The sequence below is a fragment of the Spirillospora sp. NPDC048911 genome (genome assembly GCF_043198015.1).
Classification (GTDB): domain Bacteria; phylum Actinomycetota; class Actinomycetes; order Streptosporangiales; family Streptosporangiaceae; genus Spirillospora.
The window spans coordinates 286,008-298,788 of sequence record NZ_JBICUD010000008.1 but is presented as its reverse complement, the minus strand read 5'-3'; the positions used below and the strand labels follow the sequence as shown (position 1 = coordinate 298,788).

The following is a 12,781-nucleotide window of genomic DNA, read 5'->3' as shown; positions in this document are numbered from 1 at the left end:
GGTCCGGCAGGTCACTCTGCGCGCGTCCTGGCGATCAGGCAGGCCGCATCCCGAGCAGCAGTTCGCCAGCCGCGCCTCCTGCAAGCCACGCGGACGCACTCGCCAGCAGGGGTTGTGTCCACGCCGAAGGGACGGGAGGCTTGCGCCAACTGATCGGAAGCGAGCAGGGTCATGACGCAGCCGCCTCCCCCTCCGGGCACGCCGCCGCCTCCCTCGGGCACGCCGCCGTTCCCCGGCTCCCCCAACCCGCCCGGTCGGACGCCGTCTCCCGGCCTGGCCCCAACGGGATGTGGCTTTTGCCTGCTGGGTGCCGTCGTGACCGTTGTGCTGGTCGTCGCCGGGCTCGCCGTCATCGGTGGTGTGCGATCGGCCTTTAGGAACGAGAAGCCCAAGCCTTCCGCAACAACGAAGCAGGCGGCCGAATTCGTCACGGGTGGCTGCGTGCGAGTTCGTGTACAGCCGTCGCCAATGCACACCACTCCGCAAGGCAAGGTGATGTACACCCGTGCCGAGTACGCACCTGTCCAGTGCGACGATCCAGCGGCCTACGCACGGATCACCAAGATGGGGAAGGGCACCGGCGTCCCCGAGATCCTCGGTGACCAGGCCCTGGAAAAACTAGGCTGCCCCATCGACACCGACGACTTCGTCCAGTTGCGATTTAGGTCCCTGCCAGGCGACATGGCATGCATGCGCAGGTTCAAGGCGCCGCATCCAGGAGACCCGGGGCAGGGCGGTGGCCTGGTGAGGGCCGGCGACTGTATCCAGGTGTACGCCCGCTACAGCGACAATCTCAGCGAAGTGAGCTGCACGAACGAGGACTGGATCGTCAACGGGACCAACTTCGGCAAGCGATGGTTCGGGCAGGTCGTCCGCCGAGTGGACGCCGCCCGCGAGTGCCCGAAGCCGGCGATCTACTCCATCACCGTGCGCACCGGCAAGCCTCGCGTCCTGTGCCTCGCCAAGAACGGCGGCTGGATGCCTGCGGTCGGCGACTGCGTCGACGGCGGGACGCTCTACGCCGGGGTGAACGGACGCCGCAAATGCGACGACAAGTACCTCGCCGTCAAAATCACCGCACTCGTCAAACCGGGCAGCCGATGCCCAGGCGATGCCCGAACGCAGCGGGTCCCGGGATACCTGCTCCGAATGTGCGTAAGGAGCATCGACTGACGCGCCGGAGCTTCGATCGGCTCAGAGGCGGATTTTGGTCACGTGGTCGGTGACCGGGGCGAGGCAAGTGGTCTTGCTGCAGGCGCCATAGGAGACGATGACTTCGCCCACCGTCCCCACGCGCCGGACGGGCAGGGAGATCGTGACCGGCCCGTCGGGGTAGACCGGAAGGCGGACGCCGCCCTGGGTGCCAGGTAGACACCGCATTGCGGCCATCTCCGAACAGGAGGCCGTGCACTTGCCAGGCGATGGCGCTTTGGTGAGGGAAGGACGGCAGCCAGACGAGGGTGCTTGGTGAAGGAAGTGCGGCTGTCAGGCGATGTCGCTCGGCAAAGGAAGTGCGGCTGTCAGGCGATGATGCTTTCGATCTTGTCGCCGATGCCGAGATGGGCACGGAACATCGGATGGATCTGGAATCGCTGGACGGCGGCCAGATTGAGGTGCTGCACCTGGTGCTTGCCGAAGTAGCAGTCGTCTCCGCTCGGCTGCGCGGAGAGCAGGCCCGCCTGCCAGAGGATGCCGATCAGTTCGTTGGGCTCGCAGGTGGTCAGCCATGACTCGGTGCCGCTCGTCGGGATCTCGCCGGTGGCGAGTTCCAGGCACAGCAGCTCCAGGGAGTCTCTGGAGAACGTGCACGGCCGTCCGCGGAACACCTCGAACACCCCGAGCAGGCCGGGGTACTGGAAGCGGTATTCGGCGGCGATGTCCTTGGCGCGTTCCGACGAGTAACCGTATTCGGCGCGTTCGATCGCCGTGTGGGGCACCGGCAGTGTCCGGCTGCGGCCTCTGGCCTGTTCCAGCGCCTCCGAGCAGAACTGGATGATCTCTCTCGGCCGGTACAGCGTCCTGTCGACCATGTAGCGGAACGAGCCTGCCAGCGGGTCGGCCGGCGGACCGGCGAACACCGACGACCAGCAGCCCGCGTCCCCGGCACGTTCCAGTGCCTCGACGTCGAACCCCTTCTCGTGGGCCGAGTAGCGAATACGTTTGGCGATGAGCTCGAGCAGCGACTCCTCGGACCAGTGGATCCGCTCCAGCAGGTCACGATGTTTCTGCGCGTCCTCGTACAGGGCGGGGATGTCGTCGTAGAGTTCCTGCCGCAACGACACGTACACCCGCAGGTTGGGGTGCTGCTCGTTGATCGACACGCAGGCCTGGAAGAGCCCGGAGACGAACGCCTTGGCGTCCTCCGAGGAGTCCCAGCCCCGGTCGAGCTCGTCCACCAGCACGACCACCCGCTGCCCGTCCAGCACCTTGCGCAGCGCGGGCAGCAGATTGTGGATCTCTTCGAGCTTGTACAGCTTGTCGAGCTCCTGGGCGCGCAGCCCGGCCGCCACCGGACCGATCTTGATGCCCTCCAGCCGTTTGAGGTAGGAGATCAGCAGCGACAACGTGCCGAGCTGGCTGTTGGCGTGATGGTCGCGAATGTAATGGTGGATGTCGCGCCCGCCGCCCTTGGTGAGCCGCATCCCCTTCCGCGCCAGCGCCTTCATGATCAGGATGTAGATCAGGTACTTCCAGGCGGCCCCGTACGCGCCGTGCTTGGCCCACGATCCCGCGTTCTCGGCCGCCATCGTCGAGCTCAGCAGCTCGTACGAATAGTCCTCGGGCGACAGCTCGATCACCTGGCTGCCCGCAGCGCGCTCCCGCTTGGCGAGCATCTTGAAGATGGCGCTCTTACCGGCCCCGCGGTTGCCCATGACGATGGTCTTGGCGCCGGACCGAACGCGCTGGTAGGCGGCCGACTCGACGAAACACTCCTCGAGCCCGCGGCCGATGTCACGCTCGGCCGACGGCGTTCCGAAATCGAGGACCTCGAACAACTTGGGCGACAGGGTCACGTTCGTCATCAGCGCTCCGAGTGCCGCGAACAGTCACAAGGATTTTCACCCGGTCCAGAGAACCGAACAAGACCACCCAACCCACCCACAGGGCGTGCTGATCGATCCGAAGTGGACGAAAGCGTCAAAGAACGAGCCCGACGCCGCCCTTGTCCAGCTCAACCCGATGACACGCCGAACGTTCCCCGGCAGGGCGCGCGGCTGACGCCGCGCGAGGCGGCGCAGACCAACCGACGACCCGGACGCCTCGCTCCTCGGCGACCTCGGCCCGGAGGTGCTGCTCGGCCTCGCGACCCTGAGGCGAGTCGCCGCGCCTACGTCGGCAACGCAACTACATGAAGCACGATACAAGAAGATAGCTCTCGGTCATCATCGAACTACGATAGGTAAGAATGCATGACCGTTTATCTCATCGCCGCCGTAGCGGCCATCGGCCTGGTGATCATTGCAGCCCTGCTGGTCCAGCGGCTGCGTGCCGGCACCGACGACGGACTGCCCGACGGGCCGACCACCGGGCACGCCGGGGGCATGCTGTCGGCGCTGTTCCTGCTCGCCTTCGCCATCGCGATCGTCGTCCCGTGGACGACCACCGACGCCGCCCGGCTCAACACCTACGCCGAGAGCCAGGCGATCGTGGAGGGCGCCTGGTCCGCCACCGATCTGCCCGACCCGCAGAGCACCCGGATCCGGACCGAACTGCAGGACTACACCCAGTTCGTCCGCACCCGGGAATGGCGGCTGATGGCCGACGGCAAACTGAGCCCGGACGGGTGGACGAGACTGGAGCAACTGCGCCGCGAGGTCGCCGCGTTCCCCGCCAAGGGAACCGACCAGAAGGACGCGCAGGCCGCGGTGCTGGACGACATCGCCGACATCACCTCCGCCCGCCGCCAGCGGGCGATGGACGCGAAGACCACGCCGCCCCCGGGCCTCCTGGTCGTCACACTGCTGACCGGGCTGATCGTTCTGCTGTTCCCGATCCTGGCCGGCGCACGCCCCCGCGGCATGAGCCTCCTGCCCCTGGCGCTCATGGCAGGACTGCTGGGCATCGGCATGTACCTCGCCATCGACATCTCACGCGCCTTCGACGGAGCGCTGGCCGTCCAGCCCGAGGCGTTCACCGCCATCCTGGGTGAACTGCAGCGCATCCCCGGGAGCGGCTGACCATGCCCGCCACTCTGGTCGCGGCGCTCACCGCCAGCATGTTCGCCGGACTGGGCACCTCGGCCACGATCGTCGATCCGCCGCCGGGTGTCTCGATCTGCGCGGCCGCCGAGGTCGACGTCCTGGTGTACGTGAACGCCGAAGTCTGCGTGAGCCTCAACCGCCCGCACTGCTGCCGCCCACCGGTGCCGCCCCCTCCCCCGCCACGCCCCGAGCCCACCAAGCCCAGACCAACAAAGGCCCCACCACCCCCACCACCGCCACCTCCGCCACCTCCGCCTCTGCCTCTGCCTCCGCCACCTCCGCCTCCTCTGCCTCTGCCTCCGCCTCCATCAAGGCCGACCACCCCTGCCGCACGTCCGCAGCCGGTGGCCGCCCCCGCGCCCGTGCCACCCCCGCCAAGAAAGGCCACCAAACCCAAGCGCCCTGCACCGCCCAAGGCCAACCCCGCCCCTGCCCGCATCAAACGTGAACACGCCGAGCCGCCGAGACGTCGCAAACCAATGACCACTCCCCTGGTCATAGTCGTCCTGGCGGTCGCCATCAGCGCCGCCACCGCAATCGCCTTCGCCCGCTAAAAGACAACCGTCTTCAGCACCACTCCTGGACGTCTCGTCCGCGCGAACCTGCGCACATCCCGCCAGCCGCAGACCGGCACGTCCCGAACCGAGCAAGCCACCGCTGGCAACCCACACGGCGTCGCAGGCGCGAACACGGTCCGCCGCAGACACGGATCAGGTCTTTTCAGGAGTGGGCGGAGTCGGTTGCGGGGGCGGAAGCGGCTCGCCGCAGGCACGAACGGCGACCGCTGCAAGCACGAACGCAGGCCACCGCAGGGCAAGCGCGCCGCCACAGGCACCAACACGGGCCGCCACAAGCATGAACACGGCTCGCTGGGAAGCGGACGAGATTGGTCGCGAGGACGGACGTTCGTCACGGGGACGGGCCAGGTTGGTCGCGGGTGCGAACGCGGGTCACCGCAGTACGGACGCAAGTGCCGCCAGCTCGAACGCGGATTGCCACCGGGACCGACGCGGAATGCCGCAGGCGCGAACGTGCGTATGCCGCAGGCGCGAACGTGCGTATGCCGCAGGCGCGAACGTGCGTATGCCGCAGGCGCGAATATGGGCCGCCGCGCGGACGGATCCCCAACCGCCGCACGGACGGGCGAGGTTCGTCCAAGGGCGGACGAAGTTGGCCGCAGGGGCGGAAGCGAGCCGCCACAGGCGCAAACGGGCCGCCGCAGCGCGGACGGGCCACGGCAGACCCGAATGAGGCGGCCGCAGGGCGGACGCAAGTCGCCACAGGGCGCGATCGCGGGTCTCCGCAAGCGCGGACGCGGACCACGGCAGGCGCGAACTCAGGTCGGCGCAGAAACGGACGCGAGTTGCCGCCAGCGCCCACGAGGGTTGGCGCAGGTGCGGACGCGGGTTGTCGTGGGGTTGAGGTGATTGCGCACGTTACCGTGCCGAGAGCGGTGGCCCCGGAATGCATGTTCGCGCGCAATCGGAGCGTGGTCAGAGAGTTGTGGTCGCCGCCCAAGCTCAGGCTTGTTCTTCACCGCGTTCCGTCGCGTCTTCTCTGGGAGGCGACGGTCTCGCCTTGTGCCAGGAGACGGCGAAGCCGACGCAGGCCCATGCCGCCAGCACCACGAAGGGCAACAGGTGCTGGTGGCCAGAGAAGTAAATGGCGGTGTGCTGCGCGCTGACGGTCGCGCCGGGCGGCAGCCAGTGCCCCAGCCGCGCGATCCACTGCGGCTGCAGCGGCCACGGCACGGGTCCGCCGGACGAGGGATTGCCGACCAGCACCATGATCGCCCAGGTGGGGATGATCGCCCACCGTCCCACGAGCGCGTCGAACATCGTGAAGACCATGCCCGACGTGAACATGGCCAGAGCCAAGATCAGCCAGGACTCCGCGAACGGCAGTTCCAGAGCGTGCAGCGCCCAGTCCACCGCCGCACAGATCGCGAAACCGCCCAGCAGCGCGTAGGCGACGGTGAACCACACCCGCGACCCGAAACTCAGCCGCGAGGCATGCGTATTGAGCTGGACCGCCCCCATGAAGCCCATGATCATGGCGGCGAGGCAGATGTAGAACACGGTGAGTCCCCGCGGGTCGCTCCGCTGCAGGGGGTGGCGATCGTGGACGACGATCATGTTCCCGACCGACCTGCCCACCTCGGGCGCGGCCTTGCTCAGCAGTTCGGCGACCTGGGCACCGGAGGCCCCCGAAACCTCGAGGGTGGTCCTGCGGCCGTCACCGAGGTTGACGACGGCCAGGACGTCCTGAGAGTCGAGAGCATGGCGCGCCTCCTCGTAAGACTCGTACGGCGCGAGCCGCAGTGACGACCCGAGAGCCTTGTTCATCACGGCGAGAAACTCTTGCTGCTTCGCCGCGTCCGGGCTGTTCACGACGGCGGCGGGGATGCTCTTGGGCGCGGGAGCCGCCATCGCGTACGTATACGAACCGGCGAAGAAGCCCGCGGCCGCGCTCACGATGAGGACGACCACCACGGCCGGCAGGAACGGTGAATCCCGGAGCTCGGACCAGTCCCCCAGACGCTGGTCGTGCCTGCGTCCCTTCACCGGCCAAGGCCAAAGACGCCGGAGGGCCCATGCCATCCGGCGGCGATTGCGCCAGACCAGCGCTCCCCCACGTCAGAGCTCACGTCCAACGCGGTCGGAAAACGCGGGTGGTCGCTGAAGCGCCAAGAACGCGCCCTGACCGGCCGCCGCTGCGGTGTGGGTGGTGCGGCCGCGGACGCACGACCCTCGGCCCCGCCACGCCCTCTCGCAGGAACGCAACGCAGCGGCGAACGTTCTGCCTGACTCGGAGTGGACGGCCGTGAAGATGGATGCGGTGCCGGTCACGATTGATCCATATGAAGACTTCGCCGATTTCGCCGTGCCCGGAAGCAGGCTGCTTCGAGGGTGCGGCGAAGATCGATGTACGACGTCATAGGTACCACTGAACGTGGGACGCTCACCGGTTTCATCGTTTCGGCGAGTACCAGGGCAATCCAGACAGGCGCTTCGACCCGTCAACTCCGGGCCTCTCCCCTCCAGGCGCACCGAGTGGGCTGAGCAAAAGCGCAGGCTTGGCGTCCAACAGGAGCAAGCACAGACCGGCAGCACGGACCGGACGACCAACAAGAGCTCGCACGCGCGTCGCACGGACGGCATCGGTAAGGCTCTGTCGAGAGCCGTTCATTTGCGCATGGGCCGATACGGTTCGCCGTGTGACCAGCGCTAAGCAGCCCGACCTGGAGGAGATCGAGGCACACTTCGTCGCGCTACTCGAGGGACGGATGAGCCGCGACGCCGTCGACCGCTGGGCCGCGCAGTGGGTGATCAATGACCATCTCGTCTGGGACGAGCTGAGCTGGTGGGCGCTGCTCAAGCTTCACGGGATCGACCTGCGCCATGGGACGAGCGACAACTACCTCCACGACGATGACCAGATCCGAGGATGGCTGATGCGACTCCGCCGCCGCCGTATCGGGTGAATCCCGCCGTGATGGCGTCTTGATCCGACGTCTGATCCGACTTCGTCGGCCGTCCGGTTCAGAACCGTTCTTGCCTCCCTCCTACGATCCTCTGCGGACGAGGGATGGGCGGGTGGAAGCGCCAGTCCATGAGGATGACGTACGTGAGATCGCCCGTGTCGAACACGGCGCATGGGCGGCCGAGCGAGTGTGCAGCCCGGTTCCCGAGTTGCTTGAACAAGCCACGTTGTTCAAGCGTGTACAGGCGCGCGATGACACGACCCTCACGCCGGAGTTGTTCGGCGTATGCGTTGATCGTGTCTTCGAAGTCGTCGAACCGACGGTCACTGTCCATCGTGCAGGGTCCAGGGCGCGGGAGCAGTTACCACAGAAGGTTGTGCCCGGTGGAGGACGGGTTGTACCCAATCTTGAGGCTGTACTCCGTTTCGCGAACCGCGTGCGCCCCAAGGAGCTTGGCGGCCAAACGCGACGCATCCCCCGGCATCGAGTGTGAACGGACGACCGCCAGCAACTCGATCAGCCATCCGACATGGCGAACCAGCGACATCTTGCCCTCTCCCCGTCCGTTCGTGAAGCCTTAGCGGGGCTCGGGAAGGTCGAGCTTCTCCCGCAGTTCCGCCAACCCTCGTGTGCGTCCCTCGTCCCGGCTGTCCTCGACATGAACGTGGAGCGCGAGCACCAGCCTGCGGCCGCGCTCGTACCGCTCGTCGCTCCAGGTCTTCAGGCGCTCCAGTCCCGCGTGCACCGGCTCGTACTCCGCGGGGTACGGGAACAGATGGAAGCCGATGTCGATGAGCGCGGGGCGGCTGATCTCCTTGCGGTGGAGAACCGACTCGAACGGCTCCCGTATGACCACGCCCTCGCTCACCCCGCTGTCCTCCATCTGGTCGTAGACGAGATCCACGGCGGACGTGTCACCGGCCAGCAGCTCACCGAAGCGGACGGCGACCCAGGGGTGCAGCCCCTTGTACCCGCACGTGGCCGGGTGAGCCTCACCGTGCGCGTAGTCGAGCACGTTGCCCGCCTCGTTCTTCTCGTCCTGCCCGATGAGCACGTGCCCCTCAAGGAAGCCCGCATAGCCCGCGAACAAACCATCGCACGTCTTCCGCACGTACCTCAGCGGCTCGAGAGCCGCTGCCTGGTCACCACTCTGGAGCAGGAGATTGCCGAGCAGGAGTCTGGCCAGGTCCCCTGTACCGGTGCCTTCATGGACGTCGGCGACCTGCTCGAACCCCCTCCGGGCCGCATCTCGGTCGCCCGTGAGCTGCGCCGCGAGGCTCCGGACGAGCATGCGATCGGAATCCAATGACGACTGGAAGTCCGGTGCGAGCATGACAGCGGCCAAGGGGCCGAGCCATGGGTCCTCTCCTCCGGCCACCTGCTCCAGCCATGCCACGCAGGAGCCGTCGAGCCCGTCCTCTCCGAGCTCGATACCCGCCAGCGCCATGGCCGCATGCCCGGACAAGGAGGTACGCCCTGCGCCAGCGATCGTGGTCAGCAGAGCCCGCGCTTCTGGGAGGCGACCCGCCCTGTACGCCGCCAGCCCGGGTTCGACTTCGTCCGGCACCGGGCTCAGAGGGTCAGGGGGAAGCGGAAGGGCCCTTCCGTCGGCGTCCAGCAAGGATTGATCGGCCATATCGCTGCTTTCTCGCGGGAGCGTCCTAGTGTGAGCGTCCCACGACGGACCGACACTTGATCATGAAAGACACCAAGACCACCAGAGTGACCGGCGATCTGGGCATCGTCACCGGTCACCAGCCGCGCGGCATGCTCATCCAGTCCCCGTCCAGCGGCCGCCTGGACCGTGGCGGGCGCCCCTGAGTCCGTCGGGGAACGGCTGTTGATCGACATGCGCAAGATGCGGCTCGTCGACGCGCGTTCGGCTTGGGCATGCTGGTCGCCGGCGGCCCGGCTGCTCGAGCGCCACGCGCCGTCGCGAGACGAACTCGTTGTTGCCGTTCGTGCATCACTGCGATGTCGAGCTGGCCTTTCCCTTCGCCATCTGCTTCGTAGCACGATTCGTCCATGTCCACCAACGAAGGCGCTGACGAGACCTCCACGGTCGCCGACGCCGGGCGCGGCCTCGGCTTTCTCGGGTCGGTGATCGGCTTCCCGATCCGCGCACGCCAGTTCAAGAAGGACGACGGCCACGGGGCGGCGTTCTCCGTCCTGACCGTCGTGCTCTTCTTCGCCGCCTTCGCCCGTATCCCTGCGCGTCCGTAACCAAGACCTGACCGAAAGGGGATCTCCCATGCGAAGGATCGTCAACTCCACCTACGTGACCCTCGATGGCGTCATCCAGAATCTGGAGCAATGGCCGTCGCTGGGCGGCTTCACCGACGAGGGGAACAAGGCGCAGATCGAGTTGATCGAGCGCTGCGACGCGGTGCTGATGGGCCGGCACACCTACGACAGCTTCGCGCCGGTATGGTCCAGCCGCTCCGGCGATCGGCTCGGTGACCGCATGAACGCGATCACCAAGTACGTCGTGTCGACCACCCTCACCGAACCGACGTGGCACCACACCACCGTCATCGACCATGACCCGATCGCCTCCATCCGCGACCTCAAGCAGCAGGCCGGCGCGGACATCGTGCAGTACGGCTTCGGCCGATTGACCCACGCGCTGATGGCCGAAGGACTGCTCGACGAACTCCGGCTCTGGATGCACCCGTTCTTCGTCGGCACCGGCACGCCCGGCGACCTGCTGCACCGCACCGGATCGTCCGGAAGGTTCGAGCACGTCGACTCGCACACCCTCAAGAACGGCATTGTCATCCTCACCTACCAGGCCGCGGTCAGCTGACACCCTGGACTACCAGGGCCTGATCAAACGGCTGACGGCACCCGCAGGGTGGGGTGGCAGCGACCGAACTGACCCACGACGACATCCGGGGCGCGCTGGCCGCTCGCTGTCACGCTCGTGTAGCGCGCGTCCGAGGCGGGGCTGCTCGCCTACGAGATCTGGACGACGTCGCGTGCGAGCAACATGCGGCGGGACGTGATGGTCTTGCTTGGCTGCGAGGCGCGCTGGACCGCCATTCTGAACGAACGAGCACCGTCCTCCTCGCCTTCTAGGTGACCGAGGCCCTCAGACACTGTTCTTGCAAAGTAAGGTCAGGCTATGGGGCCTGTACGGCCTCCAGAGGCACATAGGAGCACTTGAGATCGCTGCGAAGCCTGGGACATGCGGCGTCTGGAGTTCGTCCCGTAGCGACCATCTCAGAGGCCATGTTTTTTGGGGCCTTGATCCATCTTTGTCGCAAATGTCCGTCCCGAGAATCCTTGCAGGTTAGCCGATCGCTCATCATCACGTCCGGACCGCCTCGACACCGCGAATTTGGAGTCGGCCACGATACGTGTGCCACAGCGACACGACCCCCCGAGAGGGTTCACCGTCATCCGTGGCCCACCCGTCGCCGGTTCCACCCGCCTACTCCCGGCTCATCTCTCCCTCTTTCCTCGTCCTCGCCGATCAAGCCGCCGGCTTCAGAGCTGGCTGAAGTACGTCAGAGAGCTGGATGACGGGCCTACTTCTTCCGCACATGTGTGAGCACGAGGCCGACATCGAACGGGGAACTGGGCTCGGTCGCTTCGCCGTCCGGCAGCCGGACGTAGGAGCCCCTCCTGAGCCGTACTTGTGCAGAAGAGAACGTCTCCAGATCTCGCGACTGCAGGCCGAGCAGGCCCCGGTAAGGCTGTGACCTGGGAAAATAGCGACCCGGTGATGCCCTGGCTGTTGGCGCACGACTCAGCAGCCTCCCGTCGTCACCTCAGCCTGCCGAGTCGCAGACACGCCACAAACCTCAAACCGTCAGCAAGATGCTGACGGTTTGGCAAGATGATCCCCATGCGGAAGGCGACTCCCCTGCCTCGGCACCTCAAGGCAGCCGACGTTATCGAGGCGATTCAAGCTCGGCACCAGGAGGATCCGCAGCTGGGGACCCATCCGGCACCAGAAGACCTGATGGCCTTCGCCACCTGGGCACTCGATCGTCGAAACGCGCTACCGAAGCCTGAGGCCCAGGCTGACGTGCTGGACGCCATCAGGCTTCTTCGGCTGGCCCAGCAACAGCTTGACCGGCTCATGCTCCGTGCGATGCTGACGGCCAAGGCCGACGGCATCAAGACACCGAGGCTGAGTGAGGCCACCGGCATCCATACCCGGCAAGGTACCCACGACCGCATCAACGCTCTGACCAGGGAAGTTACCGCCGCAAGGCTGTCCGTGCCAGCAGATGCTGTCAAGGATGTCGCCCCTGCGCCCGACGTGGCACTCGCCCGGCTGAAGACCATCGCCCACAAGCTCCTCGAAGAGTGGAAGGACCTCACCACCAACGAGGACGCGGACGAATGGGCCGAGGGCATAGAACTGACCATGCGATCGAGCGAATTCACGGAACTGACCGCAGCCAGCCTGTCAGTGCAGCTTCGTTGTGCGACCGACCAGATCTTCGAGGTCGCCGGCGCCCTCGGCGTCCCACCTGCCCGGACGCCAGAGGCCCAGGCCGCACTTGAGGCAGTACGCAGCCTGTAGCACGAGTGCATCTGCATGACGGTGTCGAGTCGTCCCTGCAGAGCCTTGACCTGGGCTGCTGGCCCGCCAGCTTCACCAAACTCTCGGCGCCCATGCCACGAGGACCCGTGCACGTCGCGCTCAACCTGCATGTACTCACTGGCGTAACTGGAGCCAGGGTGTCGATGTGGCAGCACGTTCTCACGTGTGAGTGGTGAGCGCCTCAGAGTCCAGGTGAGCACGCTGAGCTGCGGCGACGCATGAAGTTGGCTCCACAACCGATCGGCTGGCGCTGACCCCTGTAGGCGTAGCACTTTGCCCGCTATGTGGGGAAACAGGCCGGGGTTTCTTGGGTGACCATGCAGTGGGGACGCGAACACGACGACGTTGTGCAAGCGCAATGCCTAGCGGGCTCACCGCGGCAGCGTAAGGGCTTGCGACACGGATACCTGGCAGGAAAGCGTTGCAGCCTCTGTAGCGTTCGCCAGTGCAGGTGACCCGCCGCTGCACCTGCACGGGAGGCCTTCGTGCGTCGTTGTGGCCTCTTTCCTGTTCCTGGCGAGGGTTCATCGAGGTCAA

11 protein-coding genes are annotated in these 12,781 nt (G+C 66.6%); 7 read left to right on the top strand and 4 right to left on the bottom strand.

Annotated features, from left to right (window positions below):
• Positions 1-315 precede the first annotated feature (315 nt).
• Positions 316-1,173 carry a hypothetical protein gene (locus ACGFNU_RS33770; protein WP_392600293.1) on the top strand — a complete coding sequence of 286 codons (858 nt, stop codon included), beginning with the start codon at positions 316-318 and terminating at the stop codon, positions 1,171-1,173.
• 21 nt (positions 1,174-1,194) lie between these two features.
• Here the strand turns inward: ACGFNU_RS33770 and ACGFNU_RS33765 are convergent, their stop codons facing one another.
• Positions 1,195-1,380: a hypothetical protein gene (locus ACGFNU_RS33765; protein ID WP_392600291.1), complete on the bottom strand. Its 186-nt coding sequence runs from the start codon at positions 1,378-1,380 to the stop codon at positions 1,195-1,197.
• A gap of 140 nt (positions 1,381-1,520) precedes the next feature.
• A complete protein-coding gene (locus ACGFNU_RS33760) occupies positions 1,521-3,023 on the bottom strand; it encodes a P-loop ATPase, Sll1717 family (RefSeq protein ID WP_392600289.1) in 1,503 nt (500 codons plus the stop codon).
• A gap of 387 nt (positions 3,024-3,410) precedes the next feature.
• Between ACGFNU_RS33760 and ACGFNU_RS33755 the strand changes: the two genes are divergently transcribed.
• Complete coding sequence (locus tag ACGFNU_RS33755; protein WP_392600287.1) at positions 3,411-4,178, top strand: hypothetical protein; 768 nt, start codon at positions 3,411-3,413, stop codon at positions 4,176-4,178.
• Positions 4,179-5,722: 1,544 nt separating this feature from the next.
• On the opposite strand, the gene ACGFNU_RS33750 is transcribed toward ACGFNU_RS33755, so the two are convergent.
• Positions 5,723-6,766, bottom strand: coding sequence for an ABC transporter permease (locus tag ACGFNU_RS33750; RefSeq protein WP_392600285.1), 1,044 nt, complete (start codon positions 6,764-6,766; stop codon positions 5,723-5,725).
• 653 nt (positions 6,767-7,419) lie between these two features.
• Between ACGFNU_RS33750 and ACGFNU_RS33745 the strand changes: the two genes are divergently transcribed.
• Positions 7,420-7,686, top strand: a complete 267-nt coding sequence (locus tag ACGFNU_RS33745; RefSeq protein WP_392600283.1) for a hypothetical protein — start codon at positions 7,420-7,422, stop codon at positions 7,684-7,686.
• 577 nt (positions 7,687-8,263) lie between these two features.
• Here ACGFNU_RS33745 and ACGFNU_RS33740 read toward each other — a convergent pair.
• Entirely contained in the window at positions 8,264-9,133 is an 870-nt protein-coding gene (locus tag ACGFNU_RS33740; protein ID WP_392600281.1) for a hypothetical protein, read from the bottom strand.
• A gap of 251 nt (positions 9,134-9,384) precedes the next feature.
• Between ACGFNU_RS33740 and ACGFNU_RS33735 the strand changes: the two genes are divergently transcribed.
• The 4 genes from ACGFNU_RS33735 (at position 9,385) to ACGFNU_RS33720 (ending at position 12,223) form a co-directional block, all read left to right on the top strand.
• Positions 9,385-9,507 (top strand): hypothetical protein, encoded by a 123-nt coding sequence (locus tag ACGFNU_RS33735; protein WP_392600279.1) that lies wholly within the window; start codon positions 9,385-9,387, stop codon positions 9,505-9,507.
• A gap of 204 nt (positions 9,508-9,711) precedes the next feature.
• On the top strand, positions 9,712-9,909 hold the full coding sequence (locus tag ACGFNU_RS33730) for a hypothetical protein (protein ID WP_392600277.1): 198 nt from the start codon (positions 9,712-9,714) through the stop codon (positions 9,907-9,909).
• A gap of 28 nt (positions 9,910-9,937) precedes the next feature.
• Positions 9,938-10,492: a dihydrofolate reductase family protein gene (locus tag ACGFNU_RS33725; RefSeq protein WP_392600275.1), complete on the top strand. Its 555-nt coding sequence runs from the start codon at positions 9,938-9,940 to the stop codon at positions 10,490-10,492.
• 1,044 nt (positions 10,493-11,536) lie between these two features.
• Positions 11,537-12,223: a hypothetical protein gene (locus ACGFNU_RS33720; protein ID WP_392600273.1), complete on the top strand. Its 687-nt coding sequence runs from the start codon at positions 11,537-11,539 to the stop codon at positions 12,221-12,223.
• The last annotated feature ends 558 nt before the right edge of the window (positions 12,224-12,781 follow it).